Consider the following 21,225-nt stretch of genomic DNA (forward strand, 5'->3'; position numbering starts at 1 on the left):
ATAGGGCACTTCGGCAATATGTTAGTAGTGTAGACCACAAGAAACAAACAAGGAGGAAAACAAAAATGGGTTGTGGAAAAAAAGACGACTTCAAAGGCAAAAGCTGTGTATGTGAAGTAGTTCGTGCTATAAAAGATATTCAAGATAACGCAGAAGATGTGTGCGAATGCCCTTCAAACTGTTTCCTGGAGCCGCTTGGAGCGATATCACCTTCAAACAGAAAGCGCCATAAGCGTCCGGATACACGCGTATTCACACTAAAAACTGCGGACGGTTCACCATTCCATGCATTCTTTACAGGAAATGACTGTGCATGTGTTTCGATCTTTTTTAGAGTAGAAGAAGTATTCGATAACTGCTGCGCGGTGCTTCGTGTACTGGAGCCGGTTAACAGAAAAGAAGGCCCTGACAAGACAGTAAACCTTGCAGATGACTGCTGCATCGACTTAAGAAAGGTTTGCGAAGTTGACTACTTCCGCAGTACAAATGACTGTGTTACCGTTGATTTAACATGTTTCTGCGCTGTTCAATGTATTGCAGATGTTGACCTGGATATCTGTGAAGACTAATTAAATGCAGCCAGCCGACCATTCGGCTGGCTATTTTTTTGGCCGATTTCCGCCAGAGTTTAGTTTTACCTTCTTAGTCCAATCATTTTAACTGTATTTAAAGATTGAAGATTTAATTGCTCAATTGTATCATCGAACAACTTAATCTCGATCCATTCTTCATTTTTTGAAACCAGAAATCCCCTTATTGCCTTCTCGCCGGTTTCAAATATACAGGGTATAGGCGGAAGCTGTTTAGGAAAATCAATTAAGTAATCCAGGCGCTCAAGAGTGTCCATTTCCTTAAAGCTTTTTACACGATTGAAAGCCGGCTTTCTTTTTTCCGACGTAAACGCAAAGGATGCACTTTCTTTTTTCTCTTCCCTGCCTGCTTCGAATTCTTCAATAGCTTCCTTCACCTTTATTTCGGTCATATTTTCGTTCTTTTCTTCGGGCATCGCCTGTTCATTTATTTTGTCTGCGGGTTCCGGTACACTTTCTTTTTGTTCCAGTTTACGATCCAGCTCTGCTTTTCTGCTGGAGTAGACTGTTTGCATCCTGGTTTCTGGAAATTGAAAACTCGGCTGCTGTATATAAAATAATGGTTCCTTCACTTTTTTCTCAGCCATTTTTTGCCCACCTCCGCTAATCTTATTGTTCGTCGTATTATATGTATGCAGAAGATGGGCTTTCGTTTCTGATGGAAATAAAAAAAGCCCGCTCACATTGGAGCAGGCAATTTCTATTACAGAATATGATAACCGGAATCTACGTGAATATTTTCACCCGTTATTCCTCGGGACAGGCTGCTGAATAAGAATAAAGCTGTATCCCCTACTTCTTCCGGTGTTGTTGTTTTACGTAGAGGAGCCCGTTCTTCAATTTCTTTCAGGATAGAATTGAACTCGCTGATTCCTTTTGCAGAAAGAGTCCTGATTGGACCTGCTGAAATGGAATTGACCCGAATTCCATCTTTACCGAGGTCGTTTGCCAAATATTTGACACTTGCGTCAAGGGAGGCTTTTGCTACACCCATAACATTATAATTTTTCACAACCTTTTCACCGCCAAGGTATGTGAGAGTCACAATGCTTCCGCCTTCTGTCATTAAGCCTTTTGCTTCCTTGGCAACGGCAGTCAATGAATAAGAGCTGATATTGTGAGCTAAAAGAAACCCGTCTCTTGTGGTGTTCATATATTCTCCCTGAAGTTCTTCTTTATGGGCAAAGGCGATGCAGTGGGCAATTCCATGAATTACACCAGCTTCCTCCTTAATCGTGCCAAAGCATTTCGCGATGTCTTCATCACTTGTTACATCACAAGGAAGAACTAATGAATGTGCATCCTCCAATGATTCAGCCAGTTCACGCACACTTTTCTCAAGTCTTTCTCCCGCATATGTAAAAATTAAACGGGCACCAGCATCATGAAGGGATTTGGCAATTCCCCATGCAATACTTCTTTTATTTGCCACACCCATTACAACGAATGTTTTGCCATTTAGTGAAAGAGTCATTTTAAAATCCTCCTGATTTATTATTACATGTTATTAGTACCTAGTACTAATTGTACATCAATTTACCTGAAAAGAAAAGCCGAAAAAATCCTGCTATTAAAGCAGAACTTTTTCGGCAAGAAAGATGCCGGAGAGCCCTAACACCATTCACAAAATTCAAGTTCCCTTTTTAATTCATCAACGTACTCCTTAGATCCCGTAACAATCAGCCGGTCATTAACATGCAGTTCAGTATCCCCGTGCGGAACAATAGAATCCTTTCCTCTAAATATACGTACGAATATTACATCCCCTGTAAACGGGAATCGCCGAAGCATCATGCCTTCAAACTGCTCATTCTTTAATCGGATCTCGTATAAAGCTGTTTCCTGGTTCGTTAAAATGTTTACCACACTTGGTGATTCGATTAAAGCACGAAGCAGCGCCTTAGACGAAAGAATGGTTGAAAACAGCTCAATATCATGTTCCCGTAATGTTTCTTCCATATCAGGGCTTTCCATCCGGCAAATGACACGATCCACTCCTTTTTCTTTAAAAGCAATAGATAATGTGGCATTTGTCTCTTCATCCCCTGTCGAGATTACTACAATATCTGACTCAACTGCTTCTGTACCTTCAAAATTTTCAATATCAAATTCATCAACTTCAATGATATCAAACAAAGAATCAGCTATCTGCTTTTCCGCCTTTTCCTGCTTTTTATGATACAAAGCTGGTTCGTAAAGGGATGATTTAAGTTCATTATAGATCGGCATCGTCATTTGATTAGCACCAATGAACGATACTTTTAGCTTTTTCTCTTCGGCCGCTTCCATAGGGAATAGCTTTTTAAAGACCACAGGAGTAAATATACTCGTTATGACAGCGACTAAAATCAAGGTTCCGCTCATTTCGGCGGTAATGACATCCATTCTTTCACCAATAGTTGCTGCAGCAATAACAAGGGAAAGAGTTGACGTTAATAAAAACCCTGAAGCAATAACAGTTTTAATGTCATACCATCTTTTTAAAATATAGATTGGTAAAAGTTTTGAAAGCAGCAGTGCAATCAGCAGCAATGGAATAAGCATTAGCAATTTAGGATCTCCAAACAATGTCCATACGTCGAGATCCACCCCTACCATCACAAAGAAAATAGGGATGAGGAATCCATATCCAAAGGAATCCAGTTTATGGATCATTTCCTGATTTGGCGCCAGCAATGATACGAGCACTCCGGCCAGGAAAGCACCTAATATATTCTCTGCCCCAACTGTTTCTGATAACGCCACCAGGAAAATGATCAGTGCAAATACTGCTCTTGTTCCAATCTGAACAGTCCCAGTAGACATCGCTTCAAGAAAATTAAGGTTTTTGAACCTTCTGCCTAGGAAATACAGCAGTACTCCTACGCCAAATAGGACGAGAAGCAGCCAGGTATTCCCTCCGCCTGTGTCATTTAAAGAAACAAACACAGCCAGAAGAATCATCGTAGCCAAATCAGCAATAACGGCAATCAGCAGAATGATTTGGCCTATGCCTGTTTTCATTAAATGGGCTTCCTTAAGTGTTGGAACCACTACTCCCAGAGAAATGGTCGAAATAATTAATGTCATTAAAAAGGCATTATCAATGAATCCTGCCCAGACAAATAAATACGATAGGCCTAATGAAACCAAAAATATTCCTATAAATACAATAGAAGACACAGCAAAAGAGTTTGGCTCAAGCTTCCCGCTTGGGAGCTTTACTCTCTTCTTTGCCGAAGAGAAAGCTGTAAAGTCAATTTCCAGACCGCTCAAGAACATTAGAAATATAAATCCAAGAGTCGAAAGAGTTTCCAGCCACATATCCTCATGCACGATATCAAAGCCGCTTTTACCGATAATCAAACCTATAAGAATCTCTGCCACCACTACAGGGATGAAATTAATTTTCAGCCGGTGCAGCAAAATGGGCGTGATAAAAGCAGCCAATATCACAATGACCAGCGAAGCTACCGATGCTCCATGTTCCATAAAATAACCCCCTTAACCTGTTAAGTAGCTCATAAATAATGTCGCCATTCCAAAATAAATTAAAATACTGATTAGATCATTAATAGTTGTAATAAATGGACCTGAGGCTACAGCCGGGTCAATTTTCATCCTGTGCATTAGCAATGGGATCAGCGCACCGGCAAGGGTGGCTACTATCAACGTAAACAAAATTGAAACGCCAACTAAAACACCAAGAAAGAAATTCCCTTTCCAGAAGTAAACAATGAAAGTTACAAGAACGCCGCAAATTCCGCCATTAATTAACCCAGTCCCGGCTTCCCTTATCACCAGTTTCCACTTATTTTCTTTCTCCAGGTCACCTGTAGCAATACCCCGGACAGCAACAGCCAATGCCTGAGTCCCTGTATTTCCTGCCATCCCTGCAATAAGAGGAATGAAAACAGCCAGAATGGCAACCTTATCCAGGGTATCCTCAAATCTTCCGATAAGGCTTGCAGTTAACATACCCAAAAACAGCAGGATGATAAGCCAGGGGAGCCGTTTACGCGCTGCAGAAACTGGATTCCTGTCAATATGATCCATATCCGATACAGCAGCCAATTTGGAATAATCATCAGATGCTTCTTCTTCCATGACATCCATGACATCATCAACTGTAATAATACCCAGCAAATGGTTTTGAAAATCCACAACAGGTACGGCGAGGAAGTTATAGTCCTTAATTTTTCTTGCGACTTCTTCCTGATCTTCGCCAACTGATACGGAAACTACCCTGTCATTTGTAATTTCCGAAATCATCGTATCATCATCACTTACTATTAAATCCCTCAATGAAATAACGCCAATAAGTTTTTTTTCGTCATTTACAACGTACACATAATAAATGGTTTCCGCTCTTGGCGCTTCATTTTTCAGGATATACATAGCAGAACGAACCGTCTGATTGGCTGACAGTGAGACAAATTCCGTCGTCATGATACTTCCTGCTGTATATTCTTCGTAATGAAGCAAATCCTTAATTTCTTTTGCCGATTCATCATCCATAATTGTCAAATAGCTGACAACCTGGTCTTTATCCAGTTCATTTAAAACATCAACCGCATCATCGGCATACATTTCTGAAAGCATATCCGCCGCATAGTGGGGGTTCATCTCAGCAAGGACATCTTTATAATCTTCTTCCTCAATCTCCAGATTTTCAAATAGAGCTGCCATTTCTTCCGGAGAGAGATAAAGATAAATTTTCGCCCGGATTTCCTCATCCAGATCTTTAAAAAATGAAGCCTGATCATAAGGGTGCATATCAAGAAATTCATTCCTGAAGATATCAATTTCTTCATTTTGTAAAGATTGGATTAAAAGGCTGGTATTGATGTGGGAATCTGTCCTTTCCACTGTGTGATCTTCCATAGAGATTACCTCCTCTCATACAATGAAATCATCCTTCTGAAATTCATCCCCAGCATAGGGACCTGAGATAAATGGGAACAATTTCATTCTTGCTGTGGAACTGATATTGCCAGCGGTATTTTTGTTAAACACGAACCACGAGCTTCTTGCCCGTTAAAAAACGTCACAGGAAAACGTACTTCACTATACTAGCAAATCTTTGTTTTTTTGTCGTCTCTGAACATTCATAACTTCAAATGAACGGTTATGTACTTTTCATAATTTTAATTTTCCCATTCCTTAAACTTAAAACCGTTAAAGCTTTCTCTGCAGGCTGAAAATAAACGTCATGATAAATATTATGAAAATTGATATCATAACAGTAGAACTATTAAAGGAGCCTATATATGAGACTTGATATTATTGGTGATATTCACGGCTGCTTTGCTGAATTTAAAGAACTGACTTTGAAAATGGGCTATAGTTGGAAGAGGGGATTTCCTGTCCACCCTAGTAATAGAAAACTCGCCTTTGTTGGAGACTTAACAGACAGAGGACCAGAATCTCTGGCAGTCATCGACGCAGTATATAACCTTGCCGCAAATGACCTGGCGTACTATGTCCCGGGCAATCATTGCAATAAACTATACCGCTACTTTCTAGGGAATAAAGTTCAAATTACACATGGCCTGGAAACCACAGCAGCTGAATACGAGCGGCTGGACCCGCAATCACAGATGGAAATTAAACGTAAATTTATGGAATTATATGAAAGCGCACCGCTATACCATGTACTTGACAACAATAAACTGGTAATCGCCCATGCTGGAATTAAGGAAAGCTACATTGGGAAGCATTCATCCAAAGTTAAAACCTTTGTTCTTTATGGAGATATAACTGGAGAAAAAAATCCTGACGGGACCCCCGTGAGACGGGATTGGGCTAAACTGTATGAGGGTAAGCCAGCGGTCGTCTATGGGCATACTCCTGTAAAGGAAGTCAGGAAAATCAATAACACCTATAATATTGATACAGGTGCTGTTTTTGGAAATAAATTAACTGCAATTAGATATCCGGAAATGGAATTAATGTCTGTCCAATCAGGCATGCCTTATGCAGAAGAGAAGTTTAGGAAGATTTAATCCAAAAAGCCGGCAAATGCCGGCTTTTACAATAGACAATTCATATCTTCTGGGAGCTCCTGTTCAAACATGAGGGTTCTGTGCAGAAAGGGATGATAGAAGGAAAGGCTGCAGCAGTGCAGTGCCTGCCTCCTGATTAACTGTCTTGTGCCTCCATACAATTCATCACCTGCAAGAGGATAACCAAGCCATGCCAAATGGACTCTGATCTGATGAGTTCTGCCAGTTTCAAGCTTTAATTTTACATGTGTAAATTCTTTGCGCCGGCTGATTACCTGATAATGAGTACATGCATATTGTCCTGCCTCACTAACTTCCCGCTCAATAATACTGTCTTTTTTTCTCGCAATCGGCTGTTCTATAGTACCCGCATCCCGGCTGATTGTCCCTTCTGCAAAGGCTTCATACGTCCGCTGGATTTTACGGAAGCGCTGCTGCTGGCTAAACAAATGATGCACGTGCCTGTGTTTCGCAATTAAAACCAAGCCAGAGGTATCTCGATCGAGTCGAGTCACGATATGCGCAGCAGACTTTAAGCCTATTCGCTGATAGTATCCAATCAGCCGATTAGCCAAACTTCCCGAAGGATGTTCTCTGGAAGGAATGGTACTCACACCTGCCGGTTTATTTACTATAAGAAGATAAGCATCTTCGTAAAGAATATCAATGGGCAAGTCTTCCCCCTTCATACCTTTACTGGGAACTTCTTCAGGGAAACCAACCTGAAGAATATCTCCTTCCTTTAGCTCATAGCGGACATTGACTTCCTGATTGTTCACTTTAATGAAGCCCCCGGCAAATTTTATGTCAGTGAGTGCAGTTTTTGAAATATCATTTTCTTTTAAAAATCCCCTGATTAACGAGCCCGCCTGCGGGGCAGTAATTTTCCATTGTAATTCAAAACGCTCCATGAGCTATAGGCTCCTGTTCTGTTAGAAGTAACGGGCTTATTAAAATAAGCGATTCTAAATAGTGCAGGGTTTCTTTTTCAATCAGCAACAAAGGAATCGTGAACCCTTTTCCAGAATGGGAATGGCCTGAACCTGGCAAAACGGATTTTTTCATCCGCCACTCTGAATTGTATTGATTTTACATCTTTATGAAGAAGAGTCAAATGATCAATAGTAATTTGAAAATCCGGCTCATTCACAGGCTTCAGCATGCATGTATGGTGTGCCGGCAGTACGAGCGGAGAGCCCACTGTACGGAATACCTTGTTATTAATGGAAGCCATTTCAGCAAGCTGGATGGCAGGCAAGGAAGGATGCAGAATGGCACCCCCCAGCGCCTTATTATAAGCTGTACTACCTGATGGAGTAGAAACACAAAGACCATCTCCCCGGAACCGTTCAAAATGCTGGCCGCGTATTTCCACATCCATTACTAATGTACCTTCCACCGCTTTGACTGTCGATTCATTCAATGCAAGATAACGGGTTTCTTTGCCTCCATGCTGGTAGCGGATAATCACTTCCAGGAGCGGATATTCAATCACCTGATACGGGGTTTTGGCAATTGCAATGACAAGCTTTTCGATTTCCTCCGGAACCCAGTCTGCATAAAACCCGAGATGCCCTGTATGTATACCCACAAACGCGGTCTTGTCCAGACGGCTGCTGTATCGGTGAAAGGCATAAAGCAAGGTGCCATCCCCGCCTACCGATATGACTATATCAGGCTCTTCTTCATCATATGTAAGCTCGAAGTCCAATAAATAGGTTCTCATTTTGTGCATGAGTGTATTAGATTTTGAATCTCCTTTTGAGGTAATGGCAAATTTCATCTTATCCAAGCTCCTCTTTTATACGTTAGTTTTCTCCCTTTTGCTGTTTTTCCTTTTTCCTTGTAAAGAATGCCTGGGCATCCTGAATCTCACCGCGAATGAGTGACATTTCTTCATCAAGCCTGAAAGCAGCCTCTGCCGCTCTCTGGAGCCTCATCTGGATATCTTCAGGGAATTGGCCCTTATATTTATAATTTAAGGAATGTTCAACCGTGGCCCAGAAATTCATGGCAAGCGTTCTAATTTGAATCTCTGCCAGGATTTTCTTCTCTCCTTTTATTGTCTGAACAGGATATCGGATCACGACATGGTAAGAGCGGTAACCGCTTGCTTTTTTATGAGATATGTAATCTCTTTCTTCAACTATTTCAAAATCATTTCTTTGTCTTAATAGTTCAACCACTCTCTTAATATCATCTACAAATTGGCACATCATTCTAACACCGGCAATATCCTGCATTTCAGATTCCAATTTGTCGAGAGGAATGCCTTTTTGGTTTGCCTTATCAAGAATGCTTGCAATAGGCTTTACCCTCCCAGTAACAAATTCAATCGGGGAATGAGTAGAATCCATTTCAAATTGGCTTCTCATGCCTTTTAGCTTTATTTTTAATTCTTCGACGGCCTGTTTATATGGCGCCAAAAATAAATCCCAATGCTTCACCTGCAACACCACCAAATATCCGAAGTTAGAAAAGCGCAAGCGCCTCGTTCACCCCCGACTTCGAGAGGGGGCAACACAGCCTATCTCTTTATCCAAGTTTTTCGTTATTGAAACATTTAATTAAAATAAGTTCTCTACTTTTTCTACCATTTCATTTCCATAATTGCTGTTCCCACGGATATTTTCTACTAAATCTCCTAATTCCTCATGAAAGCCTGCCAGTTCAATGCGAGCATGATTACGATCTGAAGCAAATACACGCATCTGGCCATCCAGTGCCTTTTTTAGTTCCGGCCAGACTATTTCCGGAAGCGATATATATGTATAATCATCATTTTGTTCTGCTATGTAAATAAATGAAAGGTTGTCGGAATCAGCCAATATTTGCTGCATGGCAGTTAAGCCTGAGACTGTTCCAGCTTCTATCCCTAAAATTAATTCATTTTCAATCCATTCTGCATTTACAACTGTAAGTTTCTGTTTCATTTTTCTACCTCCATTGTCACTACCTATTCTATCGCAGATTTTATGGACAGTAAAACCCCTGATTCAATTTTCACTGCCCACAGTCCTGCACCCCGAAAGTTCAGTTAAACATGCAAACTCCCCTGATGACTTTATCACAATAATAAAAAAAACTTCAAAGATTGAAGTCCATGCTGATTAAGGAGATAATACAGGAAATTACTTATAGCTGAGGTGTAGTGGCTTGTCTAACAAAAATATTGAAATTGAATTTAAAAACATGGTCAACAGAGAAGAATTTTCCTCATTAATAGATTTTTTTAATATAAGAAGCGAGGATTTTTCCGAACAGGAGAATCATTACTTCGATACACCGGATTTTTTATTGAAGGCTAAAGGAAGTGCCTTAAGGATTAGGGAGAAAAACGGCTCATTTGAATTGACTCTTAAACAGCCTCACCCTGAAGGGCTATTGGAAACCAATGAGAATCTTACTGAGTCCGAAGCTGCAGAGATGATCCGGACTGGGAAAATCCCGGCTGAGCTGATAATAAGATCCATAAAAGAGCTGGGCATAGAGACAGATAAACTTCAATACTTTGGCACTCTCGCAACAAAACGTGCCGAAAAGGAATACATGAAAGGATTGGCTGTTCTTGATCACAGCCGATATTTAAATAAGGAAGATTTTGAGTTAGAATATGAAGTGGATAACAGGAATGAAGGTGAATTGACATTTCTTAATTTGCTCAAACAGCTTAACATTCCTGTCAGGAAGACCGAAAATAAAATTAAGAGGTTTTATAACGAAAAATACAGACAGCAAAAGGATTAACAGAAGTACACCTTTTGCCAAGGAGCAATACAATGAACGTAAATCAGTTAAAAATATTAATGGAGCTGCAGGCACTGCAAGGTTTTAATAGTTCTACACAAACGAATACTTCAAACCCTCTGTTTCAAGAGCTATTGGCCGGGTTAGTTACGGAAAGTCCCGGTTCATCACATCAAGTCACAGGAGGACTAGGAGCAATTGCGTCTCTGGAACCTTATATTAGTTCTTTACAAACAGATACCCTTGCAGCTGCAGCTCTTCCACCCCTTAAACTAACCAAATTTGCCGAAACTTCCAAAAGTGATTTTGATGATTTGATTCAAAAAGCCTCAGATTTGTTTAATGTACCTGTTAACCTGATTAAGTCAGTCATTAAACAGGAATCAAATTTTAATCCGAATGCAGTCAGTCATGCAGGTGCTTCCGGGCTTATGCAGCTGATGCCCGATACAGCCAAGGGGCTTGGCGTTGAAAATATCTTCGACCCTGAAGAGAACATTTTTGCCGGAGTCAAATATTTACGGCAAATGATGGACAGGTATGGTGAAAATGTTGAACTTGCACTGGCTGCCTATAATGCCGGACCTGGAAATGTAGATAAATACGGGGGAGTCCCCCCTTTTAGAGAAACACTGAATTACATAAAGAAAGTGACCTCTTCCTTTATGGCTTAAGGCTAATTTCCGCCGCCCGAATTTACCGGGCGGCTTTTTCATATCCTTTTCTGTGAATGTTTCGGATTGACGGCATGTGCTTAATCCATACTATAAGAAAAGCGCAAGCGCCTTGCCCATGAAGGAACGCAGACTAAGAACGCCACGTCCTGCCAAAAGCTACTGCTTTCAGTCATACGATTATCGCTGCCACAGCTTACCTGTCCTGTGGCAACGTCTGCATGACCCCCATCCTGGGTGCCTCACCTCGAGGTGGCAGGCTGATTGCTCCAGACAGTTATCTGCTTGAGAATTTATACATATTCTTTTAAAAAAAGAATCAAAGAGCGGGCGAAAGGGCTCAGTAAGCTATTTGTTTGAGATATAAATCCCTCATTGATAGAATATAAAGAGATCACATCACTCAATATTAAATAGGAAGTTTTTTTTCAAACGAATTAACTCATAAAAGGAGTTTTAAATATGGCCGAGAAAATGCACACTCCCTTCGACGCTATTGGTGAGGAAAAGCTTCACCAGCTAATTGACGCTTTTTACCGGCGCGTAGGACAACATCCTGATCTCGTTCCTATTTTTCCAGATGACCTGACAGAGACAGCCAGAATACAAAAGCAGTTTATGACCCAGTATTTAGGGGGACCTCCTTTATATACTTCAGAACACGGACATCCGATGCTTCGTGCTCGGCACATGCCTTTTCCCATAACGGAAACGCGGGCAAAGGCCTGGCTTTCATGCATGAATGAAGCAATGGACGAAATTAGGCTGGATGGGCGCTTGAGAGAAGACTTTTTTGCAAGGCTTGTGCTCACAGCCCAGCATATGATCAATACACCTGAAAACGGCGTGAAAGGTGAAAGCTCGTGAATAAGCCAGAATCGAATGCAAACAAGCTTACATCTCCACATTGCCACGGCAGTGAAAAAAAGCCAATAGAAGTCTATATGTTTGTTGATCCCCTTTGCCCAGAATGCTGGGCTTTGGAGCCAATTTTAAAAAAGCTCCTGATTGAATATGGCCGCTATTTTTCCATAAAGCACGTATTAAGCGGCAGGCTGGCAACGTTAAATATGGGTAAAAGGCAAAACTACGAAAACATTGCTGATTTGTGGGAGAAAACAGCAAGCCGCTCTGGAATGTCCTGTGACGGGAACGTCTGGTTCGAAAATCCGATTTCTTCTCCACACCTTGCTTCAGTTGCCATTAAAGCCGCTGAATTGCAAGGGAGAAAAGCAGGCATCAGATTTTTACGCAAGCTTCAGGAGGTCTTATTTCTTGAAAAGCAGAATGTGTCTAATTTTGAAGTATTAAAGGATTGTGCTAAGGAAGTCGGCCTGGATGTCGTAGAATTTGTTTCTGATATTCATTCAGATAGTGCAGCAAAGGCTTTCCAATGTGATTTAAAAATCACTTCTGAAATGGATGTTCAAGAAATACCCACTCTTGTCTTTTTTAATGAAAATATAGAAGATGAAGGCATCAAAGTCACCGGTTATTATCCCTATGAAATTTATGAACAGATTTTGGAGGAAATGCTTCCTGCTAAACCTGAGCGTGCTGCTTTGCCGCCACTGGAATATTTCTTAAAATACTTTAAGCTAGTGGCCAGCAAGGAAATCTCCGTTGTATATAATATGTCAGACAGCGAAGTGAACAGGGAAATGAAAAAGCTTCAGCTAAAGCAAATAGCTGAATATGTACCTGCAAAATACGGTAATTTCTGGAGATATTCAGGGTAATGTAAAGCTGTGCAAAATGCACAGCTTTATTTTTTTCAATGAAAAAACCATGCATTTCATACGCACGGCTTTTTCGGGTTTTATACGAACAAAGGGGATGGGAGAAATTTTTCACGTCACAAACAAAAGGGGTAAATGTTTGTATGTGATTAACTTCACATCTGTAATATATCATGAGGTAACAGAAAATGACAATAAGTTTGTGCCTTATTTCACAATATTGTCAAAATCAAGTCATGACTGTCTGGACAACCGCATAAAATAATAGGGATGAAATCTTGCCAAGGAGGAGAATGCAATATGAAAAAACTGCCTGTATTATTGATGCTGATGCTCATCTTGCTCTCCTTTATTTTAAATATTTTCGGATTGATGAAGCTTATCCCCATTTTCATCACTTCACCTATTCTTTTTATTTCTCTCCTGATTCTATTTTTATATTTGAATGACCGAAGGCGATTTAAGGGATTTTGAACAATACTTAAAAGGTGCCAGACAAACGCCTGGCACCTTTTTATGAACTGCTTCTTAGCACGCAGCCTGCCCCTCGAGGTGCCTGGGGCAAGGCACTTTCGCTTAAGAAAGCAAGCTTTCCATTTCGTTAAGCTTTTCCTCAAATACTTTGCAGGCATCTTCAATCGGCTTGCTGCTCGTCATATCAACACCAGCTTTCTTAAGCACCTCTATTGGATAATCTGAGCTGCCGGATTTCAGGAATTCAATGTATCTGTCAACTGCAGGCTGACCTTCCTGAAGAATTTGCTTGCTTAATGCAGTTGCCGCACTGAAGCCTGTTGCATACTGATAAACATAATAATTATAGTAGAAATGCGGGATTCTGGACCATTCCAGGCCGATTTCTTCATCAATAACGATGTCTTCTTCCCCAAAATACTTCTTATTGAGCTCATAATATTCTTTTGTCAATGAATCTGCGGTTAAAGCTTCATTGTTTTGCGCCTTTTTATGGATGAGATGTTCAAACTCTGCAAACATTGTCTGGCGGAAAACAGTTCCCCTAAAGCCTTCAAGATAATGATTCAGAAGATACAAACGCTTCTTATCATCATCTATTGTTTTGAGCAGATAATCATTTAAGAGGGCTTCATTACATGTGGATGCAACCTCTGCAACAAAAATTGAATAATTTCCATATGGATATGGCTGATATTTTCTTGTGTAATAGCTGTGAACAGAATGCCCAAACTCGTGAGCAAGGGTAAATAGATTGTTTACATTGTCCTGCCAGTTCATCAGTATATATGGATTTGTGCCATATGTTCCCGATGAATAGGCACCGCTTCTTTTGCCCTTATTCTCATGAACATCTACCCAGCGATTTTCAAAGCCCTCTTTTAGAATATTTAAGTAGTCCCCACCAAGCGGCTTCAGTCCTTTTAAGATTAGATCTTTTGCTTCTTTGTATGGGATTTCCATTTTTACTTCCTTCACCAAAGGAGTGTAAAGATCATACATATGAAGCTCCTCGACCCCAAGAACCTTTTTACGGAGTTTGACATATCGGTGAAGTAAGTGCAGGTTATCGTTAATGGTATTGACTAAATTTTCATAAACACTTTCAGGAATATTGTTCGCAGCAAGAGCAGCATGTCGTGCAGATTCATAATTGCGGATCTTTGCATTGAAATTATCCTTTTTAATATTTCCGCTTAGAGTGCTTGCGAAAGTATTGCGGAACTTCCCATAAGTCTCATATACCGCTTTGAATGCATCATGACGGACACGCTGCTCATCACTTTCGAGAAAACGGATGAATCTTCCATGAGTAATTTCAACATCTTCGCCATTTTCATCCTTAATGGACGGAAACTCCAAATCAGCATTATTCAGCATGCCAAATGTATTGCTTGAAGCCCCAAGCACCTCGGAAGCCTGGGCAAGGAGGGATTCCTGCTCAGCAGATAATACATGAGGCCTTTGGAGATTAATTTCCTCAAGGGAGTGCTTATATAATTGCAGCTCCGTTTTTTCCTCTAAAAAACCTGCAATCTTCGCTTCATCCTCAGCAAGCAATTCAGGTACAATATACGCGAGAACACTTGCAGCTTCTGAATATAAATTTTTAATTTTGTCATCCATGCTCTGATAAAATGAGTTTGTTGTATCCTGGTCATAACGCATATGGGCATATGTATAAAGCTTCCCAAGGCGCGAGAGTATATGATCCTGAAACTGCAGCGCTTCATATAATGTTTCAGCACTTTCCCCAAGCCTGCCTTGATACTTGCCTGCATTAGGGATTAGCTTTTGCACTTCATTATATTCCTTGTCCCAATCTTCATCAGAAGGAAAAATATCCTCCAAACGCCAGGTATCTTCTGGTGAAATCTCATTCCTTGCCGGCAGTTTCTTCACAGTAGTCTCATTAGCCATTCATTCATCCTCCATTCAAAAGTCCCATTACACTATCTTCTCTTTCAAGAAACAAATTCCTTCTTTTCAAATAGCGAATGTGCAAATCTTAGATTATTTTATGTTAAATAGATCATTTTCATTAATTGACCTGCAAAGTGCTTTGCGTGATACTCCTATAAAAATCCTCCTCTCTTTGGAGAAGACAGAAGCAATTATCAGGCTCTCCACATGACGCAGTTCTTTTATATAGACCGTTTCCTGTCTGTTTAACAATGTTGAGGTTAATAAGGATATCCAGATATTCTTTAACTGCCAAGACTTCGGATCCGGTTTGAATGAGTGGAATAGACCTGACCCTAATATCATTATTCTTTACCCTATTGCGAAAGGCTGCAACCATCCGATCATGAGAAAAAGGTCTTTCTTTGCCGATGACATCCATGTACAAGTAGGTTTGCCACTGTATGGGCGGCGTCTCTATAAAAGGAGAATGACGGACAGGAAGGCCGATTTCAGGTGGGAGTGAAGCAGGAGCAATTGAGCGGGAGTATAAATCCTGAAGAAAGATATTTTTATAAGCACTGCTACTTTGAGCCAGGAAATTCTTTACTTTTCGAATTTCCTTTTTCCATTCACTTATGTTAAATTCATTTTTAAAATACGGATCAAATAAAAAATCTGGATCAGCATGGAAGATTGTTTTCACATCGTAATGCGCATAGGCATTTCTGACAGTTAGGGGATGGATTTGGCTGACATTGATAAAGGAATTTGTATTGGGGCAAAATGAAGGGATTACCCATTTGCCAGAAGGGGTTTGCCGAAGAAAAAAGTACTGGAAGCCAGATAAAGAAATTTTTGTTTTCCCAATGCGCTTAATATTTTTTCCTGCAAGTATCCATATTGGAACTATACCTGTCTGAAAATATGCTTCTGACCGTTTTTTAAATAACTCCTCTGAGATGATTGAACATTGATATTCAAGAGCATAATTTACACCTTCATAATGGACACCTATATCTGGCCGCTGGCAAATGTCCGGATAGTATGGCTCCAGAATTGGATCTAACCCTTTTTTCTTTAGCCATTGAAACAAAAGCAGCTTTCCAGAAATATGGTATTCAGACTCCCTTTCATAGCTTTCTGGACATTCAGAACCCTTTTTGTGGCTAAAATGCGGGATTCTCTTATTACCGATCTTCATAATTACTTCCTCTTTGCATTCTGGGCAAAAAAAAGTGTGCTTTTCCCTATACTGTTGTAAATCCGGGATACTCTGTGAACCTAAAAGACTTATTTGAATCCCTTTCTCTGTTGCAGCAACTAACAAATGATCATCTCCTTTCTATGCTAAATGTTCTTTATTAAATTGCTAAATTCCTTTATAACCCTGAAATTCTTTTTGAGATTTTTTGTGCAGCCAAATGCCTATGTTCATCGCTGCAATAAAACAGTGTCAGACACGAACGCTTAAACAAATTAAAGCCGATTTCAAAAATGAAATCGGCTTTGCTTTACTATTTAAAGTGTTTTCTAAGATTTTCAAAAACATCATTTTCTATAATCAATTTACCGTACTCCATTACACGGTGAATAGTTGTGCTCGTTTCGTGCCCGTACTCCAGAAGAATGCTTAGCATATTATCTATGTCATCCTCTTCAAAAAGCTCTTCAGGGAACTCTGCGAATAAATAATACTTCCCCTCAAAGGAATATAACTTTGTAGTAATGGAATCAAGAATTGACCGCTTTGATAATGAAATAACGTCTTCAAAATCTTTAAATGATAATAAGAACTCAAGATCGCCTTCATATCCAGGCTCATCTTCATCGGATTTACGGAAATGATGATCGAGCATTTCCTCAATATGTTCATCCACAGGCAAATCTTTCACTTTTTCATCCGGGACAGGAAGTTCAAACTTCTGACCATCCTTTGAAAGCTGGGCCTTTGTTACAAGAACCTCCAGACCCTTATCCAATGCCTGAACCTGAATCCATAAAGGTCCTTCAACAAGAAATTCTTCCTCCTGATGGACTTCATCCATCATTTCCCAAAAGAGTTCCTCACTCCGCTCACGATTGTACCAAATCTCTTCACGGTCAAAGCCTCTTTCTTCTATATCAAGATAAGAAATATAAAATTTAACTGTATGATCATTAATACGTTCGATTTCCATGCAGCAACTCTCCCTTCTGGCTATGATTGAAGGGACTAAATACCCCCAGCAGTCATGTGTTATCCATTTACCCGTAAACCAATTGGTTAATCCCCGATTTAATTGAAGGTAAACTGTATTTTGTACCTTGTACTTTTATTTTATGACAAATTGAGCATAAAGGGAATTAAAAAGTCGTATGTTTAGAAAAACCGTTAAATGCCTATATTGTCGCAAGGTTTCATTCTTATCTAATCTGACTGTAACTATATATTCTCTTATTATATCCATTTTCCTTGTTCTTTTTCACATAACAGACAAAAAGACCTTCTTCTGTTAACAGAAAGAAGGCCTCTTAATTATAAGTATAATTGAGTGAGTTTGTTCATTAACAATCTGGTCTTGAGCTGATGTTCAGTTTTAAATCAAACCAGTTTTAGTTAACCATGCGCTGTGCTTCTCGCAACTGGTAGGTCCGAACTTTTCTTGGAAGGAAACGTCTTATTTCGTCTTCATTATATCCAACCTGCAAACGTTTTTCATCAAGAATGATCGGACGGCGAAGCAGCCCAGGGTTTTCCTTGATCAACTCAAATAAGTCTTGGAGAGGCATTGATTCAAGGTTTACATCAAGCTTTTGAAATGTCTTTGAGCGAGTAGAAATAATTTCATCGGTTCCATCTTCAGTCATGCGCAGAATTTCTTTAATTTCATCAATTGATAGCGGTTCTGAAAAGATATTTCTTTCTTTATAGGCAATCTCATGTTCTTCTAACCATGACTTAGCTTTCCTGCAAGATGTACAACTTGGTGAAGTGTATAATGTGACCATTTTACAAATTCACACTCCTTAAATTAGACATATATGAAACAATCTGAGATTTATATTTGTTTAATCAAATATTTCTAGAGTCTTCTAGATTAAAATTACTTTAATCAAGGAATTTATATTATTTATTATACACCAAACAATATCTATTTGGTATAACTTTTTATAAATATGATAAAAGTATTAAACATTTATTAAACAAATGGATTAAGAATTAGAATCTACTTAATAAGACGAATGAACAAGCAAAAAGTTTCATTTTTTTATATTATTTTTGCTATAATTTCTTCCATAAAGCTTCTTAAGCATTTAGCTCAAGGGAATTTTATGTATTAAATTCTTTTATTTATACTAAATTATTCTATATTTACCCATATGAATTTTGATTAAACCTAAAATAGATAATATTATTTTCTCAATTAATAAATGAAAATGAAAACACAGCCATTTACAAAAATGGCTGTGTTTTCCCAATTCTTAAAGATCCTCCAATACATCCGTCCCATTTTTATTTTCCTCAAAGGTCAGGACCTCTTCTACAGGCTGATAGGACTTCCCATAGAAATGTGCATCTCTGTATGTGTGTATCATTTCATATGTTTTCTTCATGGCTTCATAAATCATTTCTTCACTTTCATTCTCAGGAGACCAATATAGAATTTCCATTGAATTGATTTCATTGGTTGCAAGAGACCGGCGGCTGTATCCAATTGATTGCGCATGCTCAAACCCTTCTCTTTTATAGAACCGAAGGCGCTTTTCTGTATCCGTGTCTTCATAATCAACCGGCTCAACTTCCAAAATGATCGGCTTGCCTTTATCCTTCAGCTTTTGAAGTAATTTATGGCCAAGTCCCTGTCCTCTGGATTCCTTCGAAACAAACAAATAATCAATAAACACAAAGTTATCCAGTTCCACATACATAAGAACATGGTATGGACCTTCGTCTTTATGATAAATGTCTGACCGTTCCTTTAATAAGGTTTCCATGTGTTCTCTGGATTTCATTTCTTCAATAGGGAAATATTGATTCAGTTTTTCATACCAATGCATGGATCTTCTCCTTTTTTTGCTCACAAACGATAAACCGTTAATAGAGCATGAATATTTATTCCAGCATGATAAGCTCCCAGCTTTCCTTTCCACTCACTTCTAAGTTTAAGCCTTATATACTATTTCCAATCAGATAAAGTATTTGTGGAATTACCCCTTTTAATACTGGAAAATTTCGAATAAAATAAGATTAGGGATGTTTATACACTAATCACAGGAAACTGTGAAAAGAAAGATGGAGGTTTATCATGGTTGGTTACATAACTGATTTAACAATTGTTGCGCTGCTCATAATTGGATTTACTGCCTTATTAGGTGTACTAACTAATGGTATTGGAGAAAAGGTATTTGGCGGTAAAAATAAATCCGAATTCGTGGATCAATCTGCAAGGGTGCAGACTGGATGGAAAAGCGTAGGCGGAAAGAAAAAGCGGTAACCTATGCCTCTATACTATGATACCGTATTCAAGATTGGTGTCAAATGATATGTAACTTAATTAATTGATAAACAAAGCCAGAAGGAGGCCAAAAAAATCGGCCTCTTTCTGGCTTTTATGGTGTATAATCCACTTTTGGTGTATACGAATTACCCGCATTCCATAAAAGGAATTCATTAATTCCCTGTTCGTTCAGTGCCTTTATTTGAGCTTCAACCTCGGCCCTTCCATACTTCTTATAATTTCCGGCTCCTAAATATGAAGCAGTAAAATCCTGCAGCCACGGTCTTGAAACAGGTGGACTATCCAACTCTTCCAACTTCCTATTCTCAAGTTTTGCATATTCAGAAACCAGCTTATAAGGTTCCAGATCTGGTTTGGCAATTCCGAAATAGGAAGTCCAGTGGCTTGGATAAATCATAGAAGAAATTACGTCTACATGTTCTGAGATTTTAGAAAAATTCTGACCAATTCCCGGAGCTTCAGGAAGGGTAGCCGTGTAGCCAAAAATATCAACTGATACCTTTACTCCATATGGCTCAAGCTGCTTCCTTGCATACTCAACAAAGTCTGTAACCGCGCTTACACGCTTTTGAACATTTTCAATCTTAAGATCTTCATATTCACCCATACTGTATTTCAAAGAGCTGTCGCGGTGTTCAAAGCCTTCAGGAAACCGGACATAATCAAATTGAATTTCCTGAAATCCCATTTTTGCAGCTTCAATTGCAATTCCCACATTGTAATCCCAAACTTCTTTTAAAAATGGATTTACAAATGATTCACCTCTGCCATTCTTCCATACTGTATTTCCTTCTTTATAAGACCATTCCGGCTTTTTATTTGCAAGGACAGAATCTTTGAAAACAACTACCCGGGCAATCGGATAAATTTGCTTCTCTTCCATGACTTTCATGATTTTTTTTGTATCCTTTATGTAAGGTTTTCCAATCTCTTTATATGGTGAACTGTCTTCAGGAATATAAGTAAGATTTCCCCAATCATCCTTAATATCGATTACCATCGCATTCAAATCGGTATCTTCCATCAATTTTACCAAGGTATTAAACTTTGTGCCGCCTGCAGAATGTCCGGTGACATATACCCCTCTAACAGCATCAGGATATTGAAAATGATAGCCGGAATCAAATTGGAATCGGCTTATTTTTTCTGGCAATGCCTTTACAAGCGAAACATGTTCCCTTTGCGGGTTTCGGCCTGGTTCCTGGTGTTCCTGTTCTTTTGCCTCCCCCGGCTGGACAGAAATGAATAGACCTGATACTAACATTAAGGCAGCAGCTAAATGTACTGGCTTTTTCAAATGTGTGATGCCCCCTTTATTTAAGTTCTGCTTGTTGTTACCCATTATAAAATTATTTCAATGAATTAAGAACTATCTATATACTAAATTATCTTAATAACTGTTCTTTAAACCAATAATATTTAAAAAATATTAAAATACAGTATAGTTAAATGAATTGACGGAAAAATATAAATAATCGAAAATTCTAATAGTAATATTCTAGAAAATGTTGTATTATATACTAAAGCTTACGTTAGCGAATAAACGTGTTAAAGAGATATTTCCAATATCTACATATATGACTGAGCCATTTACATCTTGGTAACTCCTTTTT

The 21,225-nt window shown here is 39.2% G+C and carries 22 protein-coding genes; 8 read left to right on the plus strand and 14 right to left on the minus strand.

Annotation, left to right across the window (positions count from 1 at the left end; all coding sequences use genetic code 11):
• The first annotated feature begins 65 nt into the window (after positions 1–65).
• Positions 66–569: a CotY/CotZ family spore coat protein gene (locus MKY20_RS22965; RefSeq protein ID WP_009331183.1), complete on the plus strand. Its 504-nt coding sequence runs from the start codon at positions 66–68 to the stop codon at positions 567–569.
• 65 nt (positions 570–634) lie between these two features.
• On the opposite strand, the gene MKY20_RS22970 is transcribed toward MKY20_RS22965, so the two are convergent.
• The 4 genes from MKY20_RS22970 to mgtE all read right to left on the minus strand — a co-directional run bounded on the left by MKY20_RS22970 (position 635) and on the right by mgtE (position 5,453).
• Entirely contained in the window at positions 635–1,177 is a 543-nt protein-coding gene (locus MKY20_RS22970) for a CotO family spore coat protein (protein WP_009331185.1), read from the minus strand.
• Positions 1,178–1,293: 116 nt separating this feature from the next.
• The gene (fabI, locus tag MKY20_RS22975; protein WP_019381498.1) at positions 1,294–2,064 is read right to left on the minus strand and encodes an enoyl-ACP reductase FabI; all 771 of its coding nucleotides are present in this window, start codon (positions 2,062–2,064) and stop codon (positions 1,294–1,296) included.
• A 137-nt stretch (positions 2,065–2,201) separates the two neighbouring features.
• Positions 2,202–4,061, minus strand: coding sequence for a monovalent cation:proton antiporter family protein (locus tag MKY20_RS22980; RefSeq protein WP_217030000.1), 1,860 nt, complete (start codon positions 4,059–4,061; stop codon positions 2,202–2,204).
• Positions 4,062–4,073: 12 nt separating this feature from the next.
• Positions 4,074–5,453 carry a magnesium transporter gene (gene mgtE, locus MKY20_RS22985; RefSeq protein ID WP_019381496.1) on the minus strand — a complete coding sequence of 460 codons (1,380 nt, stop codon included), beginning with the start codon at positions 5,451–5,453 and terminating at the stop codon, positions 4,074–4,076.
• A 386-nt stretch (positions 5,454–5,839) separates the two neighbouring features.
• Between mgtE and prpE the strand changes: the two genes are divergently transcribed.
• The gene (prpE, locus tag MKY20_RS22990) at positions 5,840–6,574 is read left to right on the plus strand and encodes a bis(5'-nucleosyl)-tetraphosphatase PrpE (RefSeq protein WP_251174399.1); all 735 of its coding nucleotides are present in this window, start codon (positions 5,840–5,842) and stop codon (positions 6,572–6,574) included.
• Positions 6,575–6,600: 26 nt separating this feature from the next.
• On the opposite strand, the gene MKY20_RS22995 is transcribed toward prpE, so the two are convergent.
• The 4 genes from MKY20_RS22995 to MKY20_RS23010 all read right to left on the minus strand — a co-directional run bounded on the left by MKY20_RS22995 (position 6,601) and on the right by MKY20_RS23010 (position 9,507).
• Positions 6,601–7,485 (minus strand): RluA family pseudouridine synthase, encoded by an 885-nt coding sequence (locus MKY20_RS22995; RefSeq protein ID WP_217027903.1) that lies wholly within the window; start codon positions 7,483–7,485, stop codon positions 6,601–6,603.
• Positions 7,486–7,562: 77 nt separating this feature from the next.
• The gene (locus tag MKY20_RS23000; RefSeq protein ID WP_009331194.1) at positions 7,563–8,357 is read right to left on the minus strand and encodes an NAD kinase; all 795 of its coding nucleotides are present in this window, start codon (positions 8,355–8,357) and stop codon (positions 7,563–7,565) included.
• A gap of 25 nt (positions 8,358–8,382) precedes the next feature.
• Positions 8,383–9,021, minus strand: a complete 639-nt coding sequence (locus tag MKY20_RS23005) for a GTP pyrophosphokinase (RefSeq protein ID WP_009331195.1) — start codon at positions 9,019–9,021, stop codon at positions 8,383–8,385.
• Between the two features lie 120 nt (positions 9,022–9,141).
• On the minus strand, positions 9,142–9,507 hold the full coding sequence (locus MKY20_RS23010; RefSeq protein ID WP_009331196.1) for a UPF0738 family protein: 366 nt from the start codon (positions 9,505–9,507) through the stop codon (positions 9,142–9,144).
• 223 nt (positions 9,508–9,730) lie between these two features.
• Between MKY20_RS23010 and MKY20_RS23015 the strand changes: the two genes are divergently transcribed.
• The 5 genes from MKY20_RS23015 (at position 9,731) to MKY20_RS23035 (ending at position 13,208) form a co-directional block, all read left to right on the plus strand.
• On the plus strand, positions 9,731–10,321 hold the full coding sequence (locus tag MKY20_RS23015; protein ID WP_009331197.1) for a CYTH domain-containing protein: 591 nt from the start codon (positions 9,731–9,733) through the stop codon (positions 10,319–10,321).
• Positions 10,322–10,353: 32 nt separating this feature from the next.
• Positions 10,354–10,995: a lytic transglycosylase domain-containing protein gene (locus MKY20_RS23020; RefSeq protein WP_009331198.1), complete on the plus strand. Its 642-nt coding sequence runs from the start codon at positions 10,354–10,356 to the stop codon at positions 10,993–10,995.
• 462 nt (positions 10,996–11,457) lie between these two features.
• Positions 11,458–11,862 carry a globin domain-containing protein gene (locus tag MKY20_RS23025; protein WP_009331199.1) on the plus strand — a complete coding sequence of 135 codons (405 nt, stop codon included), beginning with the start codon at positions 11,458–11,460 and terminating at the stop codon, positions 11,860–11,862.
• Positions 11,859–12,734: a ClpXP adapter SpxH family protein gene (locus tag MKY20_RS23030; RefSeq protein WP_019381492.1), complete on the plus strand. Its 876-nt coding sequence runs from the start codon at positions 11,859–11,861 to the stop codon at positions 12,732–12,734. The genes MKY20_RS23025 and MKY20_RS23030 overlap by 4 nt, the downstream gene beginning before the upstream one ends.
• Before the next feature lie 300 nt (positions 12,735–13,034).
• Positions 13,035–13,208 carry a hypothetical protein gene (locus tag MKY20_RS23035; protein ID WP_019381491.1) on the plus strand — a complete coding sequence of 58 codons (174 nt, stop codon included), beginning with the start codon at positions 13,035–13,037 and terminating at the stop codon, positions 13,206–13,208.
• A 102-nt stretch (positions 13,209–13,310) separates the two neighbouring features.
• Here the strand turns inward: MKY20_RS23035 and pepF are convergent, their stop codons facing one another.
• The 5 genes from pepF to MKY20_RS23060 form a co-directional block, all read right to left on the minus strand.
• Positions 13,311–15,128 carry an oligoendopeptidase F gene (gene pepF / locus MKY20_RS23040; protein WP_009331201.1) on the minus strand — a complete coding sequence of 606 codons (1,818 nt, stop codon included), beginning with the start codon at positions 15,126–15,128 and terminating at the stop codon, positions 13,311–13,313.
• Positions 15,129–15,249: 121 nt separating this feature from the next.
• Positions 15,250–16,440, minus strand: coding sequence for a competence protein CoiA (locus tag MKY20_RS23045; RefSeq protein WP_251174400.1), 1,191 nt, complete (start codon positions 16,438–16,440; stop codon positions 15,250–15,252).
• A gap of 187 nt (positions 16,441–16,627) precedes the next feature.
• Positions 16,628–17,290, minus strand: coding sequence for an adaptor protein MecA (gene mecA / locus MKY20_RS23050; protein ID WP_009331203.1), 663 nt, complete (start codon positions 17,288–17,290; stop codon positions 16,628–16,630).
• A 415-nt stretch (positions 17,291–17,705) separates the two neighbouring features.
• Positions 17,706–18,101 carry a transcriptional regulator SpxA gene (gene spxA / locus MKY20_RS23055; RefSeq protein WP_009331204.1) on the minus strand — a complete coding sequence of 132 codons (396 nt, stop codon included), beginning with the start codon at positions 18,099–18,101 and terminating at the stop codon, positions 17,706–17,708.
• Between the two features lie 474 nt (positions 18,102–18,575).
• A complete protein-coding gene (locus MKY20_RS23060; protein ID WP_009331205.1) occupies positions 18,576–19,151 on the minus strand; it encodes a GNAT family N-acetyltransferase in 576 nt (191 codons plus the stop codon).
• A gap of 248 nt (positions 19,152–19,399) precedes the next feature.
• On the opposite strand from MKY20_RS23060, the gene MKY20_RS23065 reads away from it, so the two are divergent.
• Complete coding sequence (locus MKY20_RS23065; RefSeq protein ID WP_009331206.1) at positions 19,400–19,588, plus strand: hypothetical protein; 189 nt, start codon at positions 19,400–19,402, stop codon at positions 19,586–19,588.
• A gap of 115 nt (positions 19,589–19,703) precedes the next feature.
• Here MKY20_RS23065 and MKY20_RS23070 read toward each other — a convergent pair whose 3' ends face one another.
• Positions 19,704–20,909 carry a putative glycoside hydrolase gene (locus tag MKY20_RS23070; protein WP_251174401.1) on the minus strand — a complete coding sequence of 402 codons (1,206 nt, stop codon included), beginning with the start codon at positions 20,907–20,909 and terminating at the stop codon, positions 19,704–19,706.
• Between the last annotated feature and the right edge of the window lie 316 nt (positions 20,910–21,225).

Origin of the sequence: Cytobacillus sp. FSL W8-0315 (genome assembly GCF_038002905.1) — a bacterium.
GTDB lineage: Bacteria > Bacillota > Bacilli > Bacillales > Cytobacillaceae > Cytobacillus > Cytobacillus pseudoceanisediminis.

Excerpts from the sequence above, each read along its gene's own strand:
- MKY20_RS22965 (WP_009331183.1), top strand. The coding sequence starts at position 66 with ATGGGTTGTGGAAAAAAAGACGACTTCAAAGGCAAAAGCTGTGTATGT.
- MKY20_RS22970 (WP_009331185.1), bottom strand. The coding sequence starts at position 1,177 with ATGGCTGAGAAAAAAGTGAAGGAACCATTATTTTATATACAGCAGCCG.
- fabI (WP_019381498.1), bottom strand. The coding sequence starts at position 2,064 with ATGACTCTTTCACTAAATGGCAAAACATTCGTTGTAATGGGTGTGGCA.
- MKY20_RS22980 (WP_217030000.1), bottom strand. The coding sequence starts at position 4,061 with ATGGAACATGGAGCATCGGTAGCTTCGCTGGTCATTGTGATATTGGCT.
- mgtE (WP_019381496.1), bottom strand. The coding sequence starts at position 5,453 with ATGGAAGATCACACAGTGGAAAGGACAGATTCCCACATCAATACCAGC.
- prpE (WP_251174399.1), top strand. The coding sequence starts at position 5,840 with ATGAGACTTGATATTATTGGTGATATTCACGGCTGCTTTGCTGAATTT.
- MKY20_RS22995 (WP_217027903.1), bottom strand. The coding sequence starts at position 7,485 with ATGGAGCGTTTTGAATTACAATGGAAAATTACTGCCCCGCAGGCGGGC.
- MKY20_RS23000 (WP_009331194.1), bottom strand. The coding sequence starts at position 8,357 with ATGAAATTTGCCATTACCTCAAAAGGAGATTCAAAATCTAATACACTC.
- MKY20_RS23010 (WP_009331196.1), bottom strand. The coding sequence starts at position 9,507 with ATGAAACAGAAACTTACAGTTGTAAATGCAGAATGGATTGAAAATGAA.
- MKY20_RS23020 (WP_009331198.1), top strand. The coding sequence starts at position 10,354 with ATGAACGTAAATCAGTTAAAAATATTAATGGAGCTGCAGGCACTGCAA.
- MKY20_RS23025 (WP_009331199.1), top strand. The coding sequence starts at position 11,458 with ATGGCCGAGAAAATGCACACTCCCTTCGACGCTATTGGTGAGGAAAAG.
- MKY20_RS23035 (WP_019381491.1), top strand. The coding sequence starts at position 13,035 with ATGAAAAAACTGCCTGTATTATTGATGCTGATGCTCATCTTGCTCTCC.
- pepF (WP_009331201.1), bottom strand. The coding sequence starts at position 15,128 with ATGGCTAATGAGACTACTGTGAAGAAACTGCCGGCAAGGAATGAGATT.
- mecA (WP_009331203.1), bottom strand. The coding sequence starts at position 17,290 with ATGGAAATCGAACGTATTAATGATCATACAGTTAAATTTTATATTTCT.
- spxA (WP_009331204.1), bottom strand. The coding sequence starts at position 18,101 with ATGGTCACATTATACACTTCACCAAGTTGTACATCTTGCAGGAAAGCT.
- MKY20_RS23060 (WP_009331205.1), bottom strand. The coding sequence starts at position 19,151 with ATGCATTGGTATGAAAAACTGAATCAATATTTCCCTATTGAAGAAATG.
- MKY20_RS23065 (WP_009331206.1), top strand. The coding sequence starts at position 19,400 with ATGGTTGGTTACATAACTGATTTAACAATTGTTGCGCTGCTCATAATT.